Source organism: uncultured Bradyrhizobium sp., from assembly GCF_936928535.1.
Classification (GTDB): Bacteria; Pseudomonadota; Alphaproteobacteria; order Rhizobiales; family Xanthobacteraceae; genus Bradyrhizobium.
Genome location: NZ_CAKZHY010000168.1, coordinates 88,788 through 113,191, shown reverse-complemented (window position 1 = coordinate 113,191; position 24,404 = coordinate 88,788). Strand labels below are relative to the sequence as shown.

The following is a 24,404-nucleotide window of genomic DNA, read 5'->3' as shown; positions in this document are numbered from 1 at the left end:
CAAGCTCGCCGAGGCTGCCTGATATGATTCGAACTAAGGAAACGCCCGACTAGTCCTCCGGCTCCCGATCCGGCGCCAGATCGGAGGAGCGGAGGGGCTTGGCCTTGTTGAGCTTGCGATACGCGGTCGAAGCGACCTGTAGCAGTTTCTTCTCCCGCTTGCGGTCGAGAAAGCGAATGCCGGCTTCGGGAACCGCCTCGTTCAACGACACCGCGAGGGTCTGGCCGCGTGCATCGTCGTTCAGCTGTCCGAGGGACTTCTGCGCCTTGCGCAATTGCTTGAGGATCGACTTCTGCTTCGTCAGCGCCTTGTCGGCGAACAGATCTTCCAGCGACTCTATCGAGTAGGTCAGCCGCTTGTTGAGAATTCGCAGCTTGTGCCGCCTCTCGACGTCGAGCTTGCGCAGCTTTTTGGACTTCCTCAGCAGCGTCTTTTCCCATCCCGCCAGCTGTGCCGTAGCGTGCTCGGCGAGCGGACAGCGGCGTAACCTGATGGCTACTTTGCTACGGCGGGTCGACCAGGGGCCGCTCTCGATCCAGTTCGAGGTCTGTTCGACCAGCCGACGATATCGTGCCGATTGGAGCGCACGGGCCAGCAGGCGATGGCTTTCGGCGCGCTTCTCGTCCCAGTGCTGGAGTTCGGCGATGACAGCGAGCTCGCCGCCGGTTTCGGCCACGATGCGTTCAATGGCGACGTCGAGGTCGCGTACCATGCCAAGCTGGCTATTCAGCCACTTCAACTCGGCCCAGACTTTGGGGCGCAGCGCATCATCGACCATGGGCGAAAAGAAGCGAATCGCGGTCCGCAAATGGGTCAACGCGATTCGAATCTCGTGCAGCGCGTCGGGATCGCCGCGGCAGGTGCCGTCATGCCGGGCAAGGACGGCCGCGAGGTGACGGCGTGCGATGATTCGGAAGGCCGTGTCGCAGGCCATGCCGGGGCTCAGGCGGCCGGGCAGCGTGTTGCGGCTCGCTGCCGGTTTCGCACCGGCGATCGCCTTCGAACTCCTGGTGGGTCGCGCCATCCTAGCCCGCGCCAATTAGGTTGCCTTACCTGCTCTTAGTGATCGCGTCCTGGCAGCGCTGCAGCGTTTGCGCTTGTGTTCCGGATGCATCGATGGCCGCCCAACCAATTTGGCCAATATTATAGTGCTCCTGCAACGCGGCAACCTCTTGCGTGGCATCCGATGCATCGTCCCGGCGGTCGCCGATTCGGGCCTGCCGGGTCGCAAGATCCGCGACCAGGAAGAGGCCGGTGAGAGGCACGCGGCATTCGCGGGCGAGCTTGTCGCATGCGTCTCGTTCGAAATCGCGGGCGAACACTCCGTCAAGGATCACCGAATGCCCTTGAGCCAATACCTGGCGGGCACGCTCCGCCAAGGTCGCGTAGACCCGCTCGGCAAGCTCGGGCGTGTAGGCGGATGGCGGTAGCCGGTCAGTGTCTGCAACCCCGAAAAGTTGCTTGCGCATGACATCGCTGCGGAACACGACGGCGCCCGGCTGTGGCGCCACGGTCGGCGCAAGCGCGCGCGCCAGAACCGTCTTGCCGGTGCCCGACAGTCCGCCCACGGCGACCAGACGAGGAGCGGGTGGCTGGATCAGCGCCCAGGCCAGGTCAAAATAGCGGCCTGCTTGGTGAAGAATGTCGGCATCGTCGGGATGTGACGATTTCAGCCGCGCCAGCGCCACTTGCGCGCGAATTGCCGCGCGAATGGACATGAAAAGTGGCAGCGCGCCGAGCGCACCGAGGTTTTCGGGCGAAGTGGCGGCAAGATATCGGTTCAGGAGAACATTGGCCGCCAGTGGCTGACCGTGCTCCAACAGATCCATGAGCGTGAAGGCGAGGTCGTAGAACACGTCGACCGTCGCCATATTCGCGTCGAACTCGATGGCGTCGAACAGCACAGGCTGTTGTTCGATCAACACGATATTCGCAAGATGCAGGTCGCCGTGGCAACGGCGCACGAAACCCCTGCGGGCGCGTTCTTCGAGTAGCGGACGAATGCGCTGGAACGTCGCGTGCGAGGCTTGTGCAAGCTGCATGATTTCCGCAGCTGGGACATGATCGCCGCTGCGCAGGCCATTGCTGTTGCCGTCGATCAGGTCGGGGATCGAGGAAACCCATGCCTCGCCGTCCGCGGAAGTCGCTGCTGCATGCGACGCCGCGATCGCATCGGCCATGGACGACGCAACCTTCGCATCGAGGTGTCCGGCCTTCGCAAAATGGTCCAGCGTGCGGTTCTCGTCGAAACGCGACATGAGGACGGCATACTCGATCGGCTGGCCGCGGCCCTCGACCTGCACCGAACCGTCCGGCTCTTCCGTGATGGCCACGACGCGATGATAAATCTGTGGCGCATGCGGCCGGTTGATCCGGAGCTCCTCTTCGCAGGCCGCCTTGCGTTTTTCGAGTGTCGAGTAATCCAGGAACGGAAACTTGACCGCTCGCTTGATCTTCAGCGCGCGTGCCCCGTCGAGGAAGACCGAAGCAGCATGCGTGTCGATCCGCTTCACGCCGGCATGCGCGGCCAGTGCCGAGAAAATCCGTTGCTGGGTCGCAGAATTGTCTGTCATTCCTGCCGGCATCATGCGGATAGGCGCCCCGAGCGGTCCGGCCACAAACCAAGGTAACCCTTACTCTGGGGCCGCGACCAGTCCTTGACTTCCGTCAAGGCTGGGCGTCGGCTGGCGGAGCCCGAGTTTTCCCGGATTGAGGAGGATCAAGCGGCCAGAGCAAGGGCGGTCTATTTTGGCTGGCAAGGAGAATCCGATGCCCATCAAGGACGTCTTTCTGCCACTCTTTGGCGAGCCGCGTGCCCCCACATTGGCTGCCATCGAGAAGTGCGCCGCCGTTGCCGCCGATCTCGGCGCCAGGATGACCGGGCTCGCGCTCGAGGACGATGCGTTCGTGCGGCCCAAAGTGGTGCACCCCGATGATCCCGAGCCCGCCGAACTCGGCCATGTGCGCGAGGCGGCCGAGATGCAGCAGCTCTTGAATGCATTCACCGACGCGGCTTCGCGTGTCGGCATTCGCGCCCAAAGCCGATCGGGTAGGGTGCCGGCGGACCAGATCGCATCGACCCTGGCCGAGCATGCGCGGTTCAGCGATCTCGCTTTGATCCCCGTGAAGCCGCACGACAGTCGAACTGAAAACATCGTTGAAACGTTCCTGTTCCAATCTGGCCGACCGCTGCTGCTGTGTCCGGAGCAGCACGTGGCGACACTGCGGCCGGAATTCGAGAATGTCATGATTGCCTGGGATCATTCGGCGCGCGCCGCTCGCGCGGTCGGCGACGCATTGCCGATCCTTCAAGCCGCCGCGGTGGTACGCATCATCACCGTGGCAGATGATCAGGACGAGGCGATTACGCGATCCGGCGACAGTCTCGTACATCATCTCAGGGAACACGGGATCTATGCCTCCTTCGAAACGGTGAAGGCCAGCGGGAGCTCGATCGGCAAGGTGCTTGGGAGCTGGGCACAAGCTCACGCCGTCGACGCCATCGTGATGGGCGCCTATCACCATTCGCGCCTGAACGAGACGGTCTGGGGCGGCGTGACCAAGACCGTCATCGGCCAGCCACCATGCTGGGTGATGATGTCGTACTAGGTGCAATTCAACCCATATCCGGGTTAGCGTCATAGCTGTCGGACCCGTTGCCCGATCGGACGATTGTGAATCATGTCGACCTACCGCCTGAAAAACCTGTTGTCGCCCCGGTCGGTCGCGCTGGTCGGCGCAAGCCCCCGTCCGGTCTCCGTCGGGCGTGCGGTCCTGGAGAACATTCGCAAGGCGGAGTTCAAGGGGGCGTTCGGCTTGGTCAACCCGCGCCATGCGGAGATCGACGGCATGGCTGCAGTGAGCAGCCTGGCGCAACTGTCCTTCGTACCTGAGCTCATCGTCGTCACCGCGCCGGCAGGTGAGATCCCCGACATCATCGATCAAGCCGGCCGTCGTGGCTCGGCCGGCGCCCTGATCGTTTCAGCAGGGCTCGGCCACGGACCGGGATCGCTTGAGGAGGCCTCAACCGCCGCCGCCCGCAAATACGGCATGCGGCTGATCGGCCCCAACTGTCTCGGCATCATGATGCCTGGCACAAGCCTCAATGCGAGTTTCGCGGCGCACATGGCAGCTGCAGGCAGCCTCGCGCTGATCTCGCAATCGGGCGCGATCGCAGCCGGCATGGTGGACTGGGCCACGCAACGTGGCGTCGGCTTCTCGGGCGTCGTGACGATCGGCGATCAGATCGACGTCGACATCGCGGATCTGCTCGACTATTTCGCGATGGACCACAACACGCGGGCGATCCTGCTTTACATTGAGGCCATCAAGGACGCGCGGAAATTCATGTCGGCGGCGCGCGCCGCGGCGCGCGTGAAGCCGGTTGTCGTCGTGAAATCCGGCCGCATGGCGCAGGGAGCGAAGGCGGCTGCCACGCACACAGGTGCGCTCGCCGGCGCCGACGAAGTCTATGATGCGGCCTTCCGCCGCGCTGGCGTCGTTCGGGTATCCGATCTGCGCGAGCTGTTCGATTGTGCCGAAACCCTGGGCCGGGTCGGCTCGCCGGCGGGAAAGCGCCTTGCGATTCTGACCAATGGTGGTGGCATTGGTGTCCTCGCAGTCGATCGGCTTGCGGACCTCGGCGGAACTCCCGCGCCGATGACACCGCAGACGCGCCAGAGGCTCGACGCGGTGCTGCCGCGGTGCTGGTCAGGCGCCAATCCCGTCGACATCGTCGGGGACGCCGATGCGCCGCGTTACGCTGCAGCACTGGAGGTGCTGCTCGACGATCCCGGCAATGACGCGGTCCTGGTGCTCAACGTGCAGACCGCGATCGCATCGGCCGCCCAGATCGCGACGACCGTGACCGAGCTTGTTGGAAAATATCGCGAGAAGCACCGCAGTTGGGCCAAGCCCGTGCTTGCGGCCTGGGTCGGGGCTGATCAGGAGATCATCACGACGCTGTCCGCCGCCGGCATTCCGAACTATCCGACTGAAGACGATGCGGTGCGTGGCTTCATGCATATGGTCCGACATCGCGAGGTGGTCGATGAGCTGAGCCAGGTTCCGCCGGCGATGCCCGACACTTTCGTACCCGACGTCGCGGCTGCGAAGCAGATTGTCATGACGGCCATCTCCGACGGCCGCAAATGGCTGGAGCCTGTCGAGATCAAGCATCTGCTTGGCTGCTATGACATCGCCATGGTGCCGACCTATGCGGCAGAAAATGTCGAGCAGGCGGTCGGCTACGCGGATGAGATATTCGCGCGAGGCGCCACCGTCGTGCTCAAGATCATGTCGCGCGACATCCTGCACAAGTCCGACGTCGGCGGTGTCGTGCTCAACCTGACGACGCCAGCCGCGGTGCGCGCGGCCGCCGCCGATATCCTCGCGCGGGCGAAGACATTGCGACCAGAGGCCCGCATTGATGGCATCATTGTGCAGGCAATGGTCGTCAAGGCCAAGGCGCGCGAGTTGATCCTGGGTCTCGCCGATGATCCAACTTTCGGCACCGTCGTCGTGTTCGGCCGCGGTGGGACGGCGGTGGAGATCATCAATGACAAGGCTTTGGCGCTGCCGCCGCTTGATTTGCAGCTTGCCCGTGATCTGATTGAGCGCACGCGCGTGTCGCGATTGCTGCGCGCCTACCGGGACGTGCCGGCCGTCAAGCAGGACGCCGTCGCTCTGGTCCTGGTCAAGCTGGCGCAGATGGTGGCAGACGTTCCCGAAATCCGTGAGCTCGATATCAACCCGCTGCTTGCCGACGAAACCGGCGTGACGGCCGTCGACGCTCGCGTGGCCGTGGGGCCGCCGCAGCGGAAATTCGCGGGCTCCGCGCCTGCAAATTTTGCCGTCCGTGCCTATCCGTCGCAATGGGAGCGCCGCCTTACGCTTAGGGATGACTGGCACATCTCGGTGCGTCCGCTGCGCCCCGAGGACGAGCCGACCATCCACGAATTCCTGCGTCACGTCACGCCTCACGATCTTCGCCTGCGATTCTTCGCGCCGATGAAGGAGTTTACCCACGAGTTCATCGCGCGCCTGACCCAGCTCGACTATGCGCGGGCCATGGCGTTTATCGCGTTCGACGACAGCAACGAGATGGTTGGAGTGGTGCGATTGCACTCGGACTCGATCTACGAGACAGGCGAATACGCGATCCTGCTGCGGTCCGACCTCAAGGGCAGGGGGCTCGGCTGGGCTTTGATGCAGCTGATCATCGACTATGCCAAATCGGAAGGCCTCAAGACCATCTCGGGCGACGTGCTCAAGGAGAACACCGTCATGCTCGAAATGTGCCGACAACTCGGCTTCGAGATCAAGCCGGACCCTGCCGAGCCGGACATCTGCGACGTCCGGCTGAAGCTCTGAGGCGCGTAGCTACGGACGCGCCTCGGGCGTTACGTCCGCCGCGCTTTCTCTGGGGGTCTTCCGCATGTTCTTTACGATGATCGCGATGAGCGGCACCAGAACCGGCACGATCGTGCTGAGCGGATGATTGACCGCGCCCGTCAATTGGGTCTGAAACGCTCGGGCTTCGACTTGAAGCCCCTCGATTGAACTGCCGTGGATTTCATTGGCGAGCTCGATGTCGCGGCCCGACGGCGGGCGCCCGGCGACGATGAACAGCACCGCAGCGATGGCAAAGTTGATTGCTCCGAGGACGGCCGCTGCGGCGATCGCACTCCAGATCTGGACAAGGGCGAAGTAGGCCGACAGCTCCAGCATCAGCAGACCGAATGCGGCGATCAGTGCTGCGAAGGCCCGCAGTCCAAGTCCGACCAGCAGGTGGCGCAGCCGGATATCTGCGATGATCCTGTCGGTGCGCCACAGGACGCGCAGATGCTTGACCACATTCTCGGTATTCACCTAATGCCTCCTCAGCATGAAGCCAACGACCACACCGAGCGCAAAGGCGGAAGCGAGCGAGGCTACAGGGCGCTCCGTGATGAGGCCATGGAGTTGCTCTTGTTCCTCGCCGACGGTTTCGCCGAGTTCGGCCAGCGCCACCTTGATCTGATCGGCGAGCATCTCGGCACGGTCCTTCGAACTCTCGAACATCTCCTCGCCGGCCGTGCTCAGCAGTCGGGCGACGTCCACCTTCAACGTTCGCAGTTCTTCGCTCATCCTGTCGCTGTCGAACATGGATTTGATGTCTCCATTGAATGAAACAGCGTAAGTCGCGCCGGTATGTCGGCGCTTGATTTGCGTCAAGCGGCGCGTGTGGTCGCGATCTTGAGACAGGTCAAATCCTCCGCCACATGTCGGCCTAGAAATAACAGCTGAATTGGGGACCAAATCGTCCCGATGAGGTGGAAGCGTGAATCCAGAACCGCTATTGCTAGCGACGCCGTCTGGCGGTGTGCTGAAATTGCGCCCGGAAGGGCCCTGGACCGCGGCGAATGTGACGACTCTCGAGACATTGTCCCGCTCGGTCGGCGCAGACGTCGATCGATCCAAAGCCGTGACGCTGGACATGTCGGGCATCAGCGCGCTCGACACGCTCGGCGCCTGGATCCTGGAGAAGCTGTCGCGCAAGGCTGCATCATCCGGCAGACCAGCCGAGATCGTGGGCGTGGCCGATCATTTCAGCGGCTTGCTGGAGGAAGTGCGGCAGGTCAACCGTCAGGCGCCGCCGCCAGCGGCCGCCCTCAACCCGGTCCTTCTCAGGCTGAACGACCTCGGCAAGGCCACGATCGGTGCCCGTGAGGATATCACGATCTTTCTACAGATGCTGGGCGCGCTGTTCATGGCGGTGGCCGGCGTCTTGCGGCGGCCCCGCACGCTGCGGTTGACGTCCCTGGTCTACCAGCTCAACCGGATCGGGTTGCAGGCGATTCCTATCGTCGTACTGATCACCTTCCTGATCGGCGCCATTATCGCCCAACAGGGATTCTTTCATTTCCGCAGGTTCGGCGCGGAGTCCTACACAGTCGACATGGTCGGCATCCTCGTCTTGCGCGAACTCGGCGTGCTGATCGTCGCCATCATGGTCGCGGGGCGTTCGGGAAGCGCTTATACCGCCGAGCTTGGCTCGATGAAGATGCGTGAAGAGATCGACGCGCTGTCGACGATGGGGCTCGATCCCGTCGACGTCCTGATCTTGCCGCGGGTGGCTGCCCTCGTCATCGCGCTGCCCATTCTCGCCTTCATCGGATCGATGGCCGCGCTCTATGGCGGCGGTCTGGTGGCACAATTCTACGGCGGCATGGGTCCTGCGATCTACATCGCGCGGCTGCATGAGGCCATTTCCGTCACCCATTTCGAGGTCGGGATCCTGAAGGCGCCGTTCATGGCTCTGGTCATCGGGATCGTTGCCTGTAGCGAGGGATTGCGCGTCAAGGGTAGCGCGGAATCCCTTGGTCGGCAGACGACCACATCGGTGGTCAAGTCGATCTTCCTGGTCATCGTGCTCGACGGCCTGTTCGCGATCTTCTTCGCGTCGATCGGAATGTGACGATGCCCGAGCCACAAGCAGAGTTCGCGATCCGGGTGCGTGACCTTGTCGTCGGTTTCGGCCGTCAGACGGTACTCGACCATCTATCACTCGATGTCCGCCGCGGCGAGATTCTTGGCCTGGTGGGCGCATCTGGAGGCGGCAAGTCGGTGCTGATGCGTACTATCATCGGTCTTATCCCGCGTCGTAGCGGCACCATCGAAGTCATGGGACAGGTGATTGGCGGCGCGCATGATCGCAGTCGCGCAGCGACATGGGGCATCCTGTTCCAGCAGGGTGCGCTGTTCTCTTCGCTGACCGTCAGGCAGAACGTCCAATTTCCGCTTCGCGAAAATCTCGTGTTGTCGCAGGAGTTGATGGACGAGATCGCGATCGCCAAGCTCGAGATGGTTGGACTGCGCGCGCAGGACGGCGACAAGTATCCGTCCGAGCTGTCGGGCGGAATGACCAAGCGCGTGGCGCTGGCGCGCGCGCTCGCGCTCGATCCACCAATCCTCTTCCTCGACGAGCCGACGTCTGGCCTCGACCCGATCGCCGCCGGCGATTTCGATGCGTTGATCCGGACGTTGCAAAAGACCCTGGGGCTCACCGTCTTCATGGTGACCCACGATCTTGCAAGCCTCACCACGGTCTGCGACCGCGTCGCCGCGCTTGCCGACGGCAAGATCGTGACGATCGGCCCGATGCGCGACCTGCTGCAGTCCGAGCATCCCTGGGTGCGGGCCTATTTCCACGGCAAGCGCTCGCAGATGCTGCAATTACAGATGAGATGAGACATGGAAACCCGCGCTCCCTACGTGCTGATCGGCACCTTCGTGCTGGCCGCGATCCTTGCGGTATTCGGCTTCGTCTATTGGCTGAACAACAGCGGTGGCATCGGACCGCGCACGAATTACCATGTGCAGTTCCAGGGGCCGGTGCCAGGTCTTCTGGTCGGCGCCGGCGTGCTGTTCAACGGCATCCGCGTCGGTGAAGTGACGCAGCTCGGCCTTGCGCCCGACAACCCGCGCTTCGTGAGCGCGACGATCTCGGTCGCTTCGGCAACGCCGGTGCGCAGCGACACCAAGGTCGGGCTTGATTTTCAGGGACTGACGGGTGTGCCGGTGGTGACCCTCGAGGGCGGAATGATCGTCGCGAAGTCGGGTGAATCCCTGACCTTGATCGCCGAGGCGGGCGCAGGTCAGAGCATGACCCAGGCGGCGCGCGACGCGCTGCGACGCGTCGATTCCGTGCTTGAGGACAATTCCGGCCCCCTCAAGGACACCATCGCCAATTTCAAGACGTTCTCAGATGGCCTTGCGCGCAACACGGACAAGATTGACGGCATCCTGGCGGGCCTCGAAAAAATGACTGGTGGCGGCGCGCCTGCACAGAAGATCACCTATGATCTCCGCACGCCGCAAGATCTCGGACGGGTCGGCAAGACACTCACGGCATCGCTGGCCATTCCCGAGCCGACCGCCGTCGCGATGCTCCAGACGCAGCGTATGCTGTTCTCGCCGGTTGGCGATATCAAGGGCTTTGCCGATTTCCTGTGGGCGGACAGCATTCCAAAGCTCGTGCAGGCGCGGCTGATCGATAGTTTCGAGAATTACGATATCGCGCACGCTCCGTTGCGCGCGACAGATTTGGGGCAGGCGGAATATCAGCTTCTGATCGACATCAGGCATTTCCGCATTGCCACGGAGGGCGAGCCGCGGGTCGAGATCGGACTGTCGGCACGGATCGTCGACAAGAATGGCAAGGTGATCGCATCACGCATGGTCGAGAGCACCGAGAAGCTCGATAAGATCGAGCCGGCTGCCGCGGTTGCGGCGTTCGACGCAGCTTTTGCGCGCATCGCCAGGGAGCTGATCGGCTGGACGGTGCAGGCGGTGTGATTGCTCCTGAAGCTACTCGAGCGTCTTGAGATAGGACAGAAGGTCATGGATCTGGTCGGGCTCGAGCTCGAAAGCGGGCATGTCGGCGTGGCCGGTATAGATACCTTCGGCGAGGGCCTCCTCGAGCGAATCGATCGCGTAGCGCTGGTGCAAGGTCCTGAACGGCGGAGCGATCTTGAGCGGGCTTTCGGAACGACGGTCGATCGCATGGCAGCGCGCGCAATTGGCGCGCGCATAGGCCCTGCCGCGTTGCTCGGCTGTCGGTGCGGCGAGCGCGGGAGTGACCAGGAGCAGCCCGATCAGGCCGCGGCGCAGCGCGGTGTGCAGCATGAAAATTGGTCCCGTTAAACTCTCGGCGCAGAATAGGGCGGGGATGGGCGTCAAATTTGATCTGGGTCAATCGGCTTTGGCGGGTTGCAGTAAAATGCACCTAACGTGTGGTGAACCTCTGTCAGGTTCTGAATTCGGTGACGCTTGGAGCAGTGGATGAAGGCTTCCGTGACGATGATTGAACCAAACGGTCATCTTTGCAGCGACTGCGCGGTCCGCGGTATCGCGGTTTGTGCGTCGCTGGACCCGTCCGAGCTCAGGGAGTTCGAGCATCTCGGGCGCCGCGTTCATTTCGGAGCGGGAGAAACGGTGTTTTCCGAAGAGGATATCACGACCTCGTTCTACAATCTCCTTGAAGGCGTGATGCGGCTCTACAAGCTGCTGCCTGACGGTCGCCGGCAGATCGTGGGCTTTGCCCTGCCCGGTGATTTTCTGGGGATGAATACGTCCGGCCGCCACAATTTTTCGGCCGATGCGATTGGTGCCGTGACCGTGTGCCAATTCGCCAAGGCACCGTTCGGCCGCTTCATGGAGGACCGTCCGCATCTGCTGAAGCGGATCAACGAGCTGGCAATTCGGGAGCTGAGCCAGGCACGCGACCACATGGTTCTGCTCGGCCGTCGCTCGGCGGATGAAAAAGTCGCGACCTTTCTGCTCGCCTGGCGGGAGCGACTGTTCGCGCTCAAGGGCTCGTCGAATACGGTCCCCTTGCCGATGAGCCGGCAGGACATTGCGGATTATCTTGGCCTGACGATCGAAACCGTCAGCCGCACCTTCACCAAGCTGGAACGGCACGGTGCGATCGAGATCATCCATGGCGGAATCAGCTTGCGCGACCCCGCCCGCGTCGAGGCCTTGGCCGCGGCCTGAAGCCCGGCCTTGCCGGGCCTTCGCTGATTTTGATCCGGATCAATGACGGTAGTCGCGCCGCGCCAATAATGCCCTCACAATAAAGTCCGGGAGGGTATGATGCCGACTGACGCGCTGTTGGTGACCGTGGCCGTAGTGGCCGTCTTCGTCGCATTTGGCTTGGCGTTGGCTTGGGCAGACCGACAGACCAGTGCTCGCGGGCTCGGTTCGGATACGAAGCGCTAAAGTTCCCGGGATCATCCTGACGCGCTTTCCACGGCGGCCGTGGACCAATTCCGCCGTGCCCATGCGCAAGCGCGATCTGCTTTCTCTGCAACTCTGCATGGTCTGAATGACGCAAACGCATCCTGCGGGTGCGTATTGGTGGCGTCATCGCGGCATTTTAACGGCAGTTGCCTCAAACTGTCCCGTGCTTTCCGGTTGAAAAGACGGGCAACACTGACTACGCAGGAACTCCAGCGCTCGCAGTCTCAGGAGTCCCGGCGTGCCTCAGGACAAGACCGGCGACCCCCGGCAGTCGTCGGGTAACAAACTGTTGGTCCTGCGCAAGCATCCGATCTTCGCAGATCTGGAGCCGGACGCGCTCGATCAACTCTGCCGCTACGCCAAGCACACCACGGTCAAGCGCGGAGCGACGATCGCCGCCAAGGGCGACCCCGGAAACAATCTGTTCGCGGTGATCACGGGAACGGTGAAAATTTCCTCCTCGTCCCCCGATGGCCGGAACGCCATTCTCAATCTGATCGGTCCCGGGGAGATTTTCGGTGAGATCGCGGTACTCGATGGTGCGCCACGGTCGGCCGATGCGACTGCCAATACCAATTGCGAGCTCTATATCATCGACCGCCGCGACTTCCTCCCGTTCGTGAAGAGTCAACCGGCGCTGGCGATGAAGTTCATCGAATTGCTCTGCGCGCGGCTGCGCTGGACCAGTCAACAGGTCGAGCAGGTGATCTTGCAGAATCTGCCGGGCCGGCTCGCGAGCGCATTGCTTGGCCTCACCGAGGAGCGCAAGTTCGATTCCGGCAGCGGCACCCTTGCGATCACCCAGCAAGAGATCAGCGAAATGGTGGGGATGACGCGCGAGAGCATCAACAAGCAATTGCGGGCGTGGGCCGGTCGCAACTGGGTGCGCCTCGAGCACGGTGCCATCGTCGTGCTCGACACCGATGCGCTGCGCGAGCTTGCCGAGAGCGGCCTCGACGGCGAGTGATTTTCCCGTCCGTCGAGTGACGCGAGGCGCGAGCAGCTCAGTGCAGGATGTGACGCGGCAACCAGAGTGAGATCTCAGGCAGGTAGGTGACGAGCATCAGCACGAACAGCATGACGCCGTAGAACGGCCAGATCTTGCGCATGACCTCTTCGAGCGAGACCTTGCCGACGGCGCAGCCGACGAACAGGATCGCGCCGACCGGCGGATGGCACAGGCCGATGCCGAGATTGAGCAGCATGATCATGCCGAAGTGCACGGGATCGACGCCGAAGTTTTGCATCACCGGCAGCAGGATCGGCGTGGCGATGAGGATCGACGGCGCCATGTCGAGCAGCGTGCCCAGCAGCAGCAAGAGGACGTTGAGCAGCAACAGGATGACGTATTTGTTGCTGGAGATCGACAGGAAGAACGCTGTCATCTTCGCCGGCATCTGCGTCAGCGCCATGATGTAGCCGACGGCGGAAGCGCAGGCGATCAGCGTCATCACCATCGCAACGGTGCGCAAGGTCCGGTGTAGCAACACCGGCAGGTCGCGCCATTTGTAGTCGCGGTAGACGAACATGGTGACGAAGAACGCCCAGATGCAGGCGACCGCGCCGGCTTCGATCGCGGTGAAGATGCCGCCCAGAATGCCACCGAGGATGATGACGAGCGTGATCAGGCCCCAGGCCGCATCGATCGTGATCTTGACGGCATCCTTGGCTGGCACGACACGGCCCTGCGGGTGGCCTTCACGATAGGCAATCACCAGGCACAGCATGATCAGTGAGAAGCCGATCAGGAGGCCGGGAAAAACGCCCGCCATGAACAGTGCGCTGATCGAGATCGTGCCGCCGGTAGCAAGCGAATAGAGCACGGCATTGTGGCTCGGCGGCACCAGCAGCGCTTGCACCGAGGAGGAGATCGTGAGGTTGGTGGCGAAGACGCGCGGGTAGCCGTTCTTCTCCATCTGCGGGATCATCACCGAACCAATCGCCGACGTATCGGCCACGGCCGAGCCGGAGATGCCGCTGAGGAAGGTGGTCGCCAGCACGTTGACGATGGACAGGCCGCCGCGCAGGCGCGTCAGGCCGACCAGCACGTCGGCAAAGGCAACCAGCCGCCGCGCCATGCCGCCTTCGGCCATGATGGCGCCGGCGAGCACGAAGAACGGGATCGTCAGCATTGCAACCTTGCTGACGCCGTCCGAAATCTTCAGCATCAGGGCTTCCAGGGGAATGCCGACCGACAGCGCGCCGGCGATTGCCGCCATCGCCAGCGAATAGGCGATCGGCATGCCGATCAGGAAGCACACGATCATCGTGCCGAGGAGGATAAAGATGTCCATGGTGATATCTCCCGGCTCACTCGAAGGGGGCGGTTTCGGAGTGTTTGCCGATCGGGTCGGGCGGCAGGCCGAGGAAAATCCGCTCGATCACGAACAGGAGCAGACAGCCGCCGCCGATTGGAATCGGCAGATAGGTGACGCCGACCGACAGCGAGGGGAAGTCGGCGATGCTGTTGTGCCAGGTGACCTCGACCAGGCTCTCCCCCCAGATCACCATGAACAGTGCGATCAGCGCCATCAGCAGTTGGACCAGAATGTCCGTCGCCCGTTGCAGCAGCGGAGGCAGCTTCTTGGCGAAGTAGTTGACGCTCATGTGCAGGTTGAGCCGGTAGCCCGCAGCGGCGCCGATGAAGGTCAGCACGATCGTCAGCAGCACCGCCATTGGCTCCGGCCATGACGCCGCGCTGTTGAGCACGTAACGCGTGAACACCGCCCACGGGATCACCGCGGAGATCAGCACCAGTGCGATGCAGCCGACGACCACGCACAGCAGGTAGAGAAAGTCCATCGCTCGGCGAAACAGTGCGGCCATCCTCGTTTCCTGCTCTATCGGTGGTTCGGATTGCGAAGGCCAAAGCGCGATGAGTGATCGCCGCGCTTTGGCTCTTGTTTGAGAAGGCTCAGAGCGCCTGGATGCGCTGGATCATGGCCTGGTATTTCGGACCATACTTGTCCCAGACCGGCTTGACCGCATCCTGGAATGGCTTCTTGTCGGCGATCTCCACGATCTCGCAGCCGGCGGCCTTGGCCTTCTCCATCGCGGTCGTCTCATATTTCTTCCAGAGCTCGCGTTCCTCGAGCTGGGCCTCGCGCGCGAACTTCTTGATCAGCGCCTGGTCGTCGGCCGACAGCGCGGTCCAGGACCGCTTGGAGAAGCAGAGGATCTCGGGAATGATCAGGTGCTCGGTCAGCGAGTAGTATTTCGCCGCGGTGTAATGGTTGCTGAACACGTAGCTGGGCGGGTTGTTCTCGGCGCCGTCGATCACGCCGGTCTGGAGCGATGAGAACACCTGGTCGTAGCCCATCGCGATGCCGTTGCCGCCAAGGGCGTTGACCATGTCGATGAAGATCGGGTTGCCGATCACGCGAAGCTTCAGACCGTGAATGTCGGCGATCGATTTGATCGGATGTTTGGTGTTATAGAAGCTGCGGGCTCCGGAATCCATCCAGCACAGACCGACCAGATTGGCGTTCGGGCTCGTCGTGATCTTGTCGAGCAGCTCCTGGCCGACGTCGCCGTCCATCATCTTCCAGGATTGGGCCACGTTCTTGAACAAGAACGGCATGTTGACGACGTTGATGTCGTCGACGATCGGGCCAACCGCGCCGGCACTGACGCGCAGCATCTGGATCGCGCCGATCTGTGTTTGCTCGATCGTCTCCTTCTCGGCGCCGAGTTGCGCGGAGGGATAGGTCTGGATCGAGAGCCGCCCTTTCGTCGCTTCGGCGAGCTTCTTGCCCATGCTCTCGACGGCGGCAACGGTCGGATAGCCGACCGGCTGCACGTCGGCGGCCTTGAACACGGCCTTGGTCTGGGCGCGGCTAGACGAGATTGGAGCAAGCGTGGCAGCTCCAAGTCCGGCTCCGAGTCCTGCACTCAATTTGATGAAATCACGGCGTCTCATGGTAGTCCTCCCTCATTACTTCTTTGGTGTGTGTCGTCGTCGACCGGAGATACGGTCATTCCGTGCTGGCGAAAAACTCCGGATTGGTATGTTGCGTCTCCGAGATGTCGCGGAGCAGCCGGTCGAGATGCCGCTCCATCGCAATCCCCGCACGTTGCGGATCGCGCGCCTCGATCGCCGCGAGGATCGGCTCATGCTCGGCAATCACCTGCGTCATGCGGCCGGTGACGGGCAGCGTCAGTTGACGATAGCGATCGACATGCACCTTCACATGCAGGATCAGCGTCCAGATTCCGGGATGTCTGGCGACATCGGCGATGGTGGCGTGGAATAGCTCGTCGGCCCGGTGAAATGCGGCACGGTCTCCGGCCTCATCCGCCTCGCGCTGACGTTCCACGATCGAGCGCAATTGCAGAACCTGGCTCGTCGTCGCACGTTCGGCCGCGAGCCGTGCCGTCGTCTCTTCCAGAGCCTTGCGGATGATGATGGCTTCAGGCAGCGCGGCGAGCGGGATGCGCGATACGAAGATGCCTGACTGCGGGAAAACGTCGAGCAGGCCCTCGTCGGAGAGCTTGAGGATCGCTTCGCGCACCGGCGTGCGGCTGACGCCATAGTTGATCGCGATCTCGGACTCCGAAATCGCTTCGCCCGGCCGGCGTCGCATCGTGACCAATTCGCTGCGCAGCTCGTTGTAGATGCGCGACGAAGCCGTCGCCCGCTGCGGTGGCCTACCGCGGCGAGGACCAGTGATGGCTGAAGCCGGGGCCTCAGCTTTCTTCGTCGGGCGAGCGGGCATGCGTGCTCTGTAAATTGATATATTAGTATACGAGGTGATCTGCACGAAGATCAACTAGGAGATTAGGAGGGGGCATCGCTGCTGCGTTGCAGCATGATGCGGCTTCCTCAAGCCGAAAACCGAGCGCGAGAATTGTCTGGCGACCATGACGGATCTGTCCGCGCTCAAGCGCCCCTCCTTGAATCCATTTCCCTGTTGGCCTTCCTAAGGGCGGGCGGAGCGCGGAGTCCAAGTTGAAGCGAGCATCGATCGATGCCGTTTTTGGATTGATGGGGCGGCTGCCGGGTGTACCAACGTTGTACGCGGACCTCTCGTATCCCGGCCGTTTGGTGCGCAACGAGCAGCTTGGCTGCAACAAGAAAAGGATGTGACCGTGACCGACTATCGCAAGCTCTTCGATCTCACCGGCAAGACCGCCGTGGTGCTCGGCGCCGCATCTGGCATCGGCAAATCGTCCGCCGAAGCGCTGGCGGGGCTCGGTGCCCGCGTCGTCTGCGCCGACCGCGCGCTTGACGCGGCCGAGGCGACGGCTGCTGGCATCCGCGAGAAGGGTGGCTGGGCCGAGGCGGCAAGTTGCGATGCTTCGAGCGCTACGGACGTCAATGCGCTCGCCAAGATCGTGACGCAGAAATTTTTCCGGCTCGACATCGCTGTGACGACGCCCGGGCTCAACATCCGCAAGACCATCCTCGACTACACCGAGGAGGATCTCGATCGCGTCCTGAACCTCAACGTCAAGGGTACGGTCTGGTTCTTCCAGGCGTTCGGCCGGATCATGGTCGAACAGAAGGGCGGCAGCATCATCGCTTGCTCTTCGGTGCGCGCCGTAACCATCGAGCCGGGTCTCGGAATCTACGGCTCGACCAAGGCAGCGATCGGTTTGCTCGTGAAGGGTTTTGCCTCCGAGGTCGGCCATGCCGGCGTGCGCGTCAACGCGATCGCGCCGAGCATCGTGGAGACCGCGCTGACCAGCCCGTTCAAGCAGCGGCCCGACATCTACAATCTCTATGCCGGCCACACCGTGTTCAACCGCTGGAGCAGCGCCGACGAGGTCGCCACGGCCGTTGCCTATCTTGCTTCGGATGCCGCAAGCTATGTCAGCGGCAGCACGCTGTTCGTCGACGGCGGCTGGACCGGGGTCGATGGCCCCCCGACCGGTCTGACCCAGCTGCACAAGTAAGCCCATCTAGTTTGCAAAGCCCATGCGTTGGCGCAGCTCTCTATGATCTGCGCCAGTCAGCAGCGCGATCAGCGCTGCCGCTTCCTTCGGATGGATTGCCTGCACGGCGATGCCGGCTGTGTACATCGTCACCAGCTCGCATCCCGGCGGCAGAGATCCAGACAGCGCGATGCCGTCGGTCGCGATGATTTCGGTCGCCTGGGTGCATCCGATCGGCCGCGTTGCGGTGGACGATGCGAGTTCGCGCATCGCCGTGGCACCGTTCGGATAGATTTTCAGGCGCGAAGTGACCTCGTAGGCGATGCCGAGCTGATCCAGCACTTTTGCGACGTGTTGGCCTGCGGTGGAGGCCTTGGTATCAGGAACGTAGATGGCGTCTGCGGACCGCAGGACGTCGCGCAGATCGGCTTCCGTCTTCGCGATCACCTTGGGGTCGCGACTGCGGACCGCCAACGCGGTCTCGACCCGGCCGACATCGGTGATCGAGGAGGGGACGACAAGCGTCTCCGCCGCAAGCTTCGCAAGCAGCGCGTGCGTCAGGATCACGAGATCCGTCGGTGTACTTGCACGAAGCTTGTCCGCCATCACGCCGACCGCGCCGAATTCGCCGTCGATGCCAAAGCCGGTCTGCGCCTTGAAGGCCTCGGCAAGGCCGCGCACAAGGCCTTGCGCCGCACCGCCGCTCAAGATGTTCACTGACGTCACGATGCAAGCTCCATGGCTGCGATGATCCTGTCGCGCGTGATCGGCAGGTCGCGGATGCGGACGCCGAGGCAGTCGAAGACCGCATTCGCGATCGCCGCCGTCACCGGGCCGTGCGCGGCCTCGCCGGCGCCGACCGGCTCGATGTCCGGCCGTTGGATGATCTCGACATCAACCGCCGGGACCTCGCTGAAGGTCAGGATCGGATAGTCCGTCCAGGAGGTCGATGTGATATGCGCGCGGTCGAAGCGGACGCGCTCCTTCAATACCCAGCTCGTGGCCTGGATCGCGCCGCCCTCGATCTGGTTGATGACGCCGTCGGGATTGATGGCCTCGCCGACGTCGACCGCCAGTGTCAGCCGTTTCACGCGGATGTCGTCGGCGCCTTCGATCTCGGCGATGGCAGCGCAATAGGCGCCCATGTTCTTGTAGCGGGCAAAGCCGACGCCGTAGCCAGTACCGGTCTGTCTCGCGGGCTTCCACCCGGCACGTCGCGCGACGGCGCGGATCACGTCCTTGGCTCGCTCGTCGCGGAGGTGCCGCAGGCGAAATGCGATGGGATCCTCGCCGCGTAAGGCCGCGACCTCGTCGAGCTGGGACTCGATCGCGAACACGTTGCCTTGCGCGCCGAGGGTCCGCAACGACGAGGTGCGCACCGGCATGGTCAGCAGACGATGGCTCGTGATGGTCCAGGCCGGGAGATCGTAGAGTGGAACGGCGTTGCGATCGGCTCCGCCGCCATTGGCGGGGGGCGGATTGGTCGAGATCATGCGCGGATAGGGATTTGTGATCTCGCTCGCCGCCAAAAGTGCGGGCTGGGCCGCACGCCCCGGCCGTGCGGTATGACCATTGCTCCAGATCGCGTGGCGCCAGCCGACGATCTCGTTGTCGGCATCGAGGTCGGCCTCGATCTCGATGGCCATCGCGGCACCGAACGGTGCGTGGGCCATCTCGTCGTGGCGCGACCACTGCACCCGAACCGGACGGCCGCCGGCGGCCTTGGCGAGCAGCACGGTATCGAGCGCGACATCATCGGCCGCATTGTGCCCATAGCAGCCCGCGCTCTCCATGTGCTCGACCACGATTCTGTCGGGCGGCAGCTTGAGCACGATCGCAAGATCGGCGCGGAGCAGATAGACGCCCTGGCTGTGCGTCCAGACACGGACCCGGTCGCCATCCCATTGCGCTATCGCACAGGATGGTGCGATCGAGGCATGGGCGATGTAGGGGCGGGTGTATTGCCGGCGGAGCGTGCGCGTGGCGTTGGCCGCTGCCGCGGTCCTGGTGTCGATGATCGTCGTCTCGACCGGCTGGCTTCGCAGGAAGTCAGTCAGATCGTTCTCATCGGGCAGCGTCTCACCGGCCGACCATGTCGCGCCCTTGCGCAGGGCCTTCAGTGCCGCTTCGGCCGCGGCCTCGCTGTCGGCGACGACGCCGGCAAAGCCGCCGTCGCGGACGATCGCGAGGAGCCCAGAGACCGCGCGCGCGGCTGCTTCGTCGAGTGTGGTTAGCCTGGCCCGCGAGATGTCCGGTCGCAGCACACGCCCGTGCACGAGACCTGGCAGCGCAAGATCCTGGATGAAGCGCGGTCGTGCGAACACCTTGTCGGGGACATCGACGCGTTGCACCGAATGGCCGGCCACGCTACGTGCGGCGGCCGACTTCGCCACCGTGCCCGCCGTGGCATCATGGTCGAGCGAGACGGCGTCCGACAACTCCCAATAGCTGGTTCTGACATTGCCAGGCCCTGAGATCGTTCCGTCCTCGACGCCGAGCAGCGCCGCATCGACGCCGAGACGCTCCGATGCTGCCGCGAGAAAGCGCTGGCGCACCTCGGCACAGGCGTGGCGCAGCGCGCGACCGGATTGCTGGATCGACAAGCTGCCGGAGGTGACACCCTCGTTCGGGCTCGTGGCCGTCGAGGCGCGGATCATCTCGATCCTGGTGATCTCGACATCGAGCTCGTCCGCCGCGATCTGCGCCAGCGCGGTGACGATGCCTTGGCCGATCTCGACCTTGCCGGGTAAGATAGCCACCCGGCCTTCGCCGATGAACCGCACCCACGACGATAGCTTTAGGTTGGCTACCAGGCTGACCGGCAGTTTCGGCGCGGGGGGTGGCGCACTCATGACGTGGCCATCTCCGATGCCGCACGCAGCACGGCGCGAACCATGCGATTGTGCGATCCGCAGCGGCAAAGATTGCGATCGAGCGCCGTCTTCACCTCCGCCTCCGTCGGCGACGGGTTGCGCGCGAGCAGCGCCGCCGCGCTAATCAGGATGCCTGAGACACAATAGCCGCATTGCATTGCCTGTTCGGTGATGAATGCGCGCTGCAGCGGGTGCGGTTGCTCGGCCGTGCCAAGGCCTTCCAGTGTGACGATGGCCTTGTCTGCGACCGACCACATCGGCATGTCACACGAGGCCATCGCGCGGTCGCCGACCATCACGTGACAGGCTCCGCACTCGCCGGCACCGCAACCGAAATGCGGACTGGTGATCCCAAATTGGCCGCGCAGCACGTTCAGCAGCGTCTGGTCGGGATCAACATCCACGGAAACCGCTGCGCCGTTGAGCTTGAACTGAATTGTCGACATGACCGGCGTAGCCTCAGGATTTGTCGAACTTCTTGACGACATCGGCCCATTTCACAATGTCGCCGCGCAGGAATTTGTCGAACTCCTCCGGTGTCATCGACATGGGCACGGCACCCTGCTCGGTCCAAAGCTTGACGATGTCGGGCCGCCTCACCATCGCGTTCACGGCTGAGTTGAGCTTGTCGATCACGGGCTTTGGCGTGCCCGACGGGGCCATCAGGCCGAGCCAGATCGTCGCCTCATAGCCGGGAACGCCGGCCTCACCCGCGGTCGGCACATTGGGCAGCACCGCAGAGCGCTGCTTGCCGGTGGTCGCGAGTGCGCGGACCTGGTTTTCGCCGATGTTCGGTGCCATTGCCGGCACGGCGTCGATCATCATCTGCACCTGGCCGCCGATCACCCCGCTGCGCGCCTCGCCACTGTTGCGGTAGGGGACGTGGACGACATCGATGCCGGCCATGGCTTTGAACAGCTCGCCGGCCATGTGATAGGGGGTACCCTGGCCCGATGAGGCGTAGTTCAACTTGCCGGGCTGCGCCTTGGCAAGCGCAATGAACTCGGCCAGCGTCTTCGCCGGGACTTGCGGGTTCACCACGATGACGAGATCGGAATAGTTCACCGGCGCGATCGGCGCGAGGTCGCGCATCAGATCGTATTTGCGCTGCTCGGCGGTCAGCAGCGATTCATTCGCGGTCTGGGTGTTGGACATCATCAGCAGGGTGTAGCCGTCGGCCGGCGACTTCGCCGCCTCGACGGTGCCGATGACGCCGCCAGCGCCGGTGCGGTTCTCGACCACGAAAGGCTGGCCAAAGCGCTCCTGGAGCGCCTGGCCGATCAGCCGGGCTGCGACGTCGGCGGGGCCGCCGGCGCCGAATGGCACGACGATGCGGACCGCGTGCGCGGGATAATCCTGCGCCGGGGACGGGCTTGCAGAGAATGCGGCGAACAGGCCGGCGGCCAGCGCCAGCGAAATTTGTCGGGCCGTCACACCCACCTCCCTGAACTCGTTTACTGGCCGGCACTGTAGAGGGAGTGAACGCGGACTGTCGACGCCTCACAAAGTCGATTCGATCGGGAATATCGACCCTTTTTCGGTGTGGCCGCGAGGCATTTCGCGGTCGCGGGAGGAACATGTCCGGCGCATGGTTTGAGCATTTTGCATGGGCACTGCCGGATAAATGCCCTCGGCTCACAACTATTTTGATGTTACGAAATTGCCCATGAACCAGCACGCCAAGATCGAGATCCGCCACTCCACCTGTCCGCATGATTGCCCGTCGGCCTGCGCGCTCGATGTCGAGGTGGTCGAAGGCCGCAGCATCGGCCGCGTTCGTGGTTCGAAAAAGCAGACCTACACGGCCGGCGTGGTGTGCGCCAAGGTCGCTCGCTACGCCGAACGCATCCATCATCCGGAGCGCGCGATGTTTCCGATGCGCCGGATCGGGCCCAAGGGCTCCGGCCAGTTCACGCGGATCTCCTGGGACGAGGCGCTCGACGAGATCGCCGATCGCTTCAACCAGGCTGAGCGCGAGTTCGGCGCGGAGTCGATCTGGCCGTATTACTACGCCGGCACGATGGGCCTGGTGATGCGCGACGGTCTCAACCGTCTCACGCATGTAAAAAAATACTCGCGCTTCTACCAGACCATCTGCGCCAATGTCGGGCGCATCGGCTTTGCGATCGGCACCGGAAAGATCGCCGGCGTCGATCCGCGCGAGATGGCGCTGTCCGACCTCGTCGTGATCTGGGGCACTAACCCCGTCAATACCCAGGTCAATGTGATGACCCATGCCGCGCGGGCGCGGAAGGAGCGCGGTGCGAAGATCGCAGCCGTCGACATCTACGACAACGAGACGATGAAGCAGGCCGACATCAAGATCCTGCTGCGGCCCGGCACCGACGGCGCATTCGCCTGTGGCGTGATGCATGTATTGTTCCGCGACGGCTATGCCGACCGCGCCTATATGGACAAGTACACCGACTGCCCCAATGAGCTCGAGGCGCATCTCAAGACACGCACGCCGGAATGGGCGTCGGCAATTTGCGGCGTGCCGGTGGCCGAGATCGAGGCCTTTGCCAAGGCGGTCGGCGAGACCAAGCGGACCTTTTTCCGGCTCGGTTACGGTTTTACGCGTTCGCGCAACGGCGCAGCGCAGATGCATGCCGCAAACTGCATTCCCGCGGTGACCGGCGCCTGGCAGTACGAGGGCGGCGGCGCCTTCTTCAACAATTACGCGCTGTGGCATTTCAACGAATCCGTCATCGAAGGCCACGACGCGCTCGACAAGACGGTCCGCGCGCTCGACCAGTCGCAGATCGGCCGCATCCTCACCGGCGACGCTGAGGCTCTGCTCGGCAAGGGCCCGGTCAAAGCGATGCTGATCCAGAACACCAATCCGATGACGGTGGCGCCTGAGCAGGCGCTGGTTCGGCAAGGCTTCGCGCGCGAGGATCTGTTCGTCGCGGTGCATGAGCAGTTCATGACCGAGACCGCGCTGATGGCCGACATCGTGCTGCCGGCGACCATGTTCATGGAGCACGACGACCTCTATTACGGCGGCGGTCATCAGCACATCTCGGTCGGCCCCAAGCTGATCGACCCGCCCGGCGAATGCCGCTCCAACCATCAGCTGTTGCAGGCGCTGGCGCCGCGGCTTGGCGCGAAGCATCCGGGCTTCGAGATGACCCCGCGCGAATTGATCGATACGACCTTGAAGCTGAGCGACCATGGCGACATTGCCGGCCTCGAGGCCGACATCTGGCGCGATCTGCAGCCGGACTTCCGCACCTCGCATTATCTCGATGGCTTCGCGCATCCCGACAAGAAGTTTCACTTCAAAGCCGACTGGGCTCATCCGCCGTTCGGCCAGACCATGGGCGATTTCGACAAGATGCCTGGTTTGCCGGACCACTGGGCGGTGATCGAGCACACCGATCAGGCCCATCCGTTCCGGCTTGCGACCAGCCCGTCGCGCAGCTTCCTCAACACCACCTTCAACGAGACCCCGTCCTCGCAGGCGCGCGAGGGCAAAGCGAGCGTGATGATCCATCCGCTGGATGCCGCTGCACTCGACATTGCCGATGGCGACGCGGTGACACTCGGCAATCTCAGGGGCGAGACCACGCTGATCGCTGTGCTGTTCGAGGGCGTGCGGCGCGGCGTGCTGATCGCGGAGTCGGTACATCCGAACAAGAACCATATCGGCGGCCGCGGCATCAACATGCTGACCGGCGCCGATACGATTGCGCCGATCGGCGGCGCTGCGTTCCACGACAACAAGGTCTGGATCCGGAAGGCGACCGGGGCCTGAGCCACCCGCGCCAATTTGTGTCGAGGCGCTAAAGCGGCGCCCTCCCGGCAGATTGCCCTTGCACCTCACGCCGAAGCTGCCGCAAATGGCGGCAAACCGGCAGCAAGGATTTTGCG

Annotated in this window: 22 protein-coding genes; 9 read left to right on the top strand and 13 right to left on the bottom strand. The window is 63.3% G+C overall.

Annotated features, from left to right (window positions below):
* Window positions 1–49: 49 nt before the first annotated feature.
* Together Q0687_RS32285 and Q0687_RS32280 are read right to left on the bottom strand one after the other, a co-directional pair.
* Complete coding sequence (locus tag Q0687_RS32285) at window positions 50–1,024, bottom strand: CHAD domain-containing protein (RefSeq protein ID WP_298885856.1); 975 nt, start codon at window positions 1,022–1,024, stop codon at window positions 50–52.
* Between the two features lie 25 nt (window positions 1,025–1,049).
* Window positions 1,050–2,573 (bottom strand): bifunctional aminoglycoside phosphotransferase/ATP-binding protein, encoded by a 1,524-nt coding sequence (locus Q0687_RS32280; RefSeq protein ID WP_298885854.1) that lies wholly within the window; start codon window positions 2,571–2,573, stop codon window positions 1,050–1,052.
* A 196-nt stretch (window positions 2,574–2,769) separates the two neighbouring features.
* Between Q0687_RS32280 and Q0687_RS32275 the strand changes: the two genes are divergently transcribed.
* Both Q0687_RS32275 and Q0687_RS32270 read left to right on the top strand, forming a co-directional pair.
* Window positions 2,770–3,609 (top strand): universal stress protein, encoded by an 840-nt coding sequence (locus tag Q0687_RS32275; RefSeq protein ID WP_298885851.1) that lies wholly within the window; start codon window positions 2,770–2,772, stop codon window positions 3,607–3,609.
* Window positions 3,610–3,681: 72 nt separating this feature from the next.
* Entirely contained in the window at window positions 3,682–6,372 is a 2,691-nt protein-coding gene (locus Q0687_RS32270) for a bifunctional acetate--CoA ligase family protein/GNAT family N-acetyltransferase (RefSeq protein ID WP_298885849.1), read from the top strand.
* A gap of 9 nt (window positions 6,373–6,381) precedes the next feature.
* Here the strand turns inward: Q0687_RS32270 and Q0687_RS32265 are convergent, their stop codons facing one another.
* Window positions 6,382–6,870, bottom strand: coding sequence for a phage holin family protein (locus tag Q0687_RS32265; protein ID WP_298885847.1), 489 nt, complete (start codon window positions 6,868–6,870; stop codon window positions 6,382–6,384).
* Window positions 6,871–7,146, bottom strand: a complete 276-nt coding sequence (locus Q0687_RS32260; protein WP_298885845.1) for a hypothetical protein — start codon at window positions 7,144–7,146, stop codon at window positions 6,871–6,873.
* Window positions 7,147–7,321: 175 nt separating this feature from the next.
* Here Q0687_RS32260 and Q0687_RS32255 point away from each other — a divergent pair, with 175 nt between their 5' ends.
* From Q0687_RS32255 to Q0687_RS32245, 3 genes are read left to right on the top strand one after another with little or no spacing between them, the layout of a single operon-like run.
* Entirely contained in the window at window positions 7,322–8,458 is a 1,137-nt protein-coding gene (locus Q0687_RS32255) for an ABC transporter permease (protein WP_298885843.1), read from the top strand.
* Between the two features lie 2 nt (window positions 8,459–8,460).
* Window positions 8,461–9,231 (top strand): ABC transporter ATP-binding protein, encoded by a 771-nt coding sequence (locus Q0687_RS32250; RefSeq protein ID WP_298885841.1) that lies wholly within the window; start codon window positions 8,461–8,463, stop codon window positions 9,229–9,231.
* A 3-nt stretch (window positions 9,232–9,234) separates the two neighbouring features.
* Complete coding sequence (locus tag Q0687_RS32245; RefSeq protein ID WP_298885839.1) at window positions 9,235–10,338, top strand: MlaD family protein; 1,104 nt, start codon at window positions 9,235–9,237, stop codon at window positions 10,336–10,338.
* A 12-nt stretch (window positions 10,339–10,350) separates the two neighbouring features.
* Here Q0687_RS32245 and Q0687_RS32240 read toward each other — a convergent pair whose 3' ends face one another.
* Window positions 10,351–10,668: a c-type cytochrome gene (locus tag Q0687_RS32240; protein WP_298885837.1), complete on the bottom strand. Its 318-nt coding sequence runs from the start codon at window positions 10,666–10,668 to the stop codon at window positions 10,351–10,353.
* Window positions 10,669–10,824: 156 nt separating this feature from the next.
* Between Q0687_RS32240 and Q0687_RS32235 the strand changes: the two genes are divergently transcribed.
* Window positions 10,825–11,538, top strand: a complete 714-nt coding sequence (locus tag Q0687_RS32235; RefSeq protein WP_363324032.1) for a helix-turn-helix domain-containing protein — start codon at window positions 10,825–10,827, stop codon at window positions 11,536–11,538.
* Window positions 11,539–12,022: 484 nt separating this feature from the next.
* Window positions 12,023–12,751, top strand: a complete 729-nt coding sequence (locus tag Q0687_RS32230; RefSeq protein WP_128950661.1) for a Crp/Fnr family transcriptional regulator — start codon at window positions 12,023–12,025, stop codon at window positions 12,749–12,751.
* Between the two features lie 37 nt (window positions 12,752–12,788).
* Here the strand turns inward: Q0687_RS32230 and Q0687_RS32225 are convergent, their stop codons facing one another.
* From Q0687_RS32225 to Q0687_RS32210, 4 genes are all read right to left on the bottom strand, one after another.
* Complete coding sequence (locus Q0687_RS32225; RefSeq protein ID WP_298885835.1) at window positions 12,789–14,078, bottom strand: TRAP transporter large permease; 1,290 nt, start codon at window positions 14,076–14,078, stop codon at window positions 12,789–12,791.
* 16 nt (window positions 14,079–14,094) lie between these two features.
* On the bottom strand, window positions 14,095–14,610 hold the full coding sequence (locus Q0687_RS32220) for a TRAP transporter small permease (RefSeq protein ID WP_298885834.1): 516 nt from the start codon (window positions 14,608–14,610) through the stop codon (window positions 14,095–14,097).
* Window positions 14,611–14,698: 88 nt separating this feature from the next.
* On the bottom strand, window positions 14,699–15,703 hold the full coding sequence (locus tag Q0687_RS32215) for a TRAP transporter substrate-binding protein (protein WP_298885832.1): 1,005 nt from the start codon (window positions 15,701–15,703) through the stop codon (window positions 14,699–14,701).
* Between the two features lie 55 nt (window positions 15,704–15,758).
* A complete protein-coding gene (locus Q0687_RS32210; RefSeq protein ID WP_298885830.1) occupies window positions 15,759–16,499 on the bottom strand; it encodes a GntR family transcriptional regulator in 741 nt (246 codons plus the stop codon).
* A gap of 373 nt (window positions 16,500–16,872) precedes the next feature.
* Between Q0687_RS32210 and Q0687_RS32205 the strand changes: the two genes are divergently transcribed.
* Window positions 16,873–17,679, top strand: a complete 807-nt coding sequence (locus tag Q0687_RS32205; RefSeq protein ID WP_298885828.1) for an SDR family oxidoreductase — start codon at window positions 16,873–16,875, stop codon at window positions 17,677–17,679.
* A gap of 6 nt (window positions 17,680–17,685) precedes the next feature.
* Here the strand turns inward: Q0687_RS32205 and Q0687_RS32200 are convergent, their stop codons facing one another.
* The 4 genes from Q0687_RS32200 to Q0687_RS32185 are packed head-to-tail and all read right to left on the bottom strand — an operon-like array spanning window position 17,686 to window position 21,965.
* Entirely contained in the window at window positions 17,686–18,384 is a 699-nt protein-coding gene (locus tag Q0687_RS32200) for a substrate-binding domain-containing protein (RefSeq protein WP_298885827.1), read from the bottom strand.
* Window positions 18,381–20,510: a molybdopterin cofactor-binding domain-containing protein gene (locus tag Q0687_RS32195; RefSeq protein WP_298885825.1), complete on the bottom strand. Its 2,130-nt coding sequence runs from the start codon at window positions 20,508–20,510 to the stop codon at window positions 18,381–18,383. Before Q0687_RS32195 ends, Q0687_RS32200 begins: the two co-directional genes overlap by 4 nt.
* Window positions 20,507–20,977, bottom strand: coding sequence for a (2Fe-2S)-binding protein (locus Q0687_RS32190; RefSeq protein WP_298885824.1), 471 nt, complete (start codon window positions 20,975–20,977; stop codon window positions 20,507–20,509). Before Q0687_RS32190 ends, Q0687_RS32195 begins: the two co-directional genes overlap by 4 nt.
* Window positions 20,978–20,990: 13 nt before the next feature.
* Window positions 20,991–21,965: a tripartite tricarboxylate transporter substrate binding protein gene (locus Q0687_RS32185; protein WP_298885822.1), complete on the bottom strand. Its 975-nt coding sequence runs from the start codon at window positions 21,963–21,965 to the stop codon at window positions 20,991–20,993.
* A gap of 232 nt (window positions 21,966–22,197) precedes the next feature.
* Here Q0687_RS32185 and Q0687_RS32180 point away from each other — a divergent pair, with 232 nt between their 5' ends.
* Window positions 22,198–24,288 carry a molybdopterin oxidoreductase family protein gene (locus Q0687_RS32180; RefSeq protein ID WP_298885820.1) on the top strand — a complete coding sequence of 697 codons (2,091 nt, stop codon included), beginning with the start codon at window positions 22,198–22,200 and terminating at the stop codon, window positions 24,286–24,288.
* The last annotated feature ends 116 nt before the right edge of the window (window positions 24,289–24,404 follow it).

Bases quoted from the DNA above. Each gene is read 5' to 3' on its own strand.
- Q0687_RS32275 (WP_298885851.1), top strand. From the start codon at position 2,770: ATGCCCATCAAGGACGTCTTTCTGCCACTCTTTGGCGAGCCGCGTGCC.
- Q0687_RS32250 (WP_298885841.1), top strand. From the start codon at position 8,461: ATGCCCGAGCCACAAGCAGAGTTCGCGATCCGGGTGCGTGACCTTGTC.
- Q0687_RS32260 (WP_298885845.1), bottom strand. From the start codon at position 7,146: ATGTTCGACAGCGACAGGATGAGCGAAGAACTGCGAACGTTGAAGGTG.
- Q0687_RS32245 (WP_298885839.1), top strand. From the start codon at position 9,235: ATGGAAACCCGCGCTCCCTACGTGCTGATCGGCACCTTCGTGCTGGCC.
- Q0687_RS32240 (WP_298885837.1), bottom strand. From the start codon at position 10,668: ATGCTGCACACCGCGCTGCGCCGCGGCCTGATCGGGCTGCTCCTGGTC.
- Q0687_RS32215 (WP_298885832.1), bottom strand. From the start codon at position 15,703: ATGAGACGCCGTGATTTCATCAAATTGAGTGCAGGACTCGGAGCCGGA.
- Q0687_RS32285 (WP_298885856.1), bottom strand. From the start codon at position 1,024: ATGGCGCGACCCACCAGGAGTTCGAAGGCGATCGCCGGTGCGAAACCG.
- Q0687_RS32195 (WP_298885825.1), bottom strand. From the start codon at position 20,510: ATGAGTGCGCCACCCCCCGCGCCGAAACTGCCGGTCAGCCTGGTAGCC.
- Q0687_RS32225 (WP_298885835.1), bottom strand. From the start codon at position 14,078: ATGGACATCTTTATCCTCCTCGGCACGATGATCGTGTGCTTCCTGATC.
- Q0687_RS32210 (WP_298885830.1), bottom strand. From the start codon at position 16,499: ATGCCCGCTCGCCCGACGAAGAAAGCTGAGGCCCCGGCTTCAGCCATC.
- Q0687_RS32190 (WP_298885824.1), bottom strand. From the start codon at position 20,977: ATGTCGACAATTCAGTTCAAGCTCAACGGCGCAGCGGTTTCCGTGGAT.
- Q0687_RS32180 (WP_298885820.1), top strand. From the start codon at position 22,198: ATGAACCAGCACGCCAAGATCGAGATCCGCCACTCCACCTGTCCGCAT.
- Q0687_RS32220 (WP_298885834.1), bottom strand. From the start codon at position 14,610: ATGGCCGCACTGTTTCGCCGAGCGATGGACTTTCTCTACCTGCTGTGC.
- Q0687_RS32235 (WP_363324032.1), top strand. From the start codon at position 10,825: ATGAAGGCTTCCGTGACGATGATTGAACCAAACGGTCATCTTTGCAGC.
- Q0687_RS32280 (WP_298885854.1), bottom strand. From the start codon at position 2,573: ATGACAGACAATTCTGCGACCCAGCAACGGATTTTCTCGGCACTGGCC.
- Q0687_RS32270 (WP_298885849.1), top strand. From the start codon at position 3,682: ATGTCGACCTACCGCCTGAAAAACCTGTTGTCGCCCCGGTCGGTCGCG.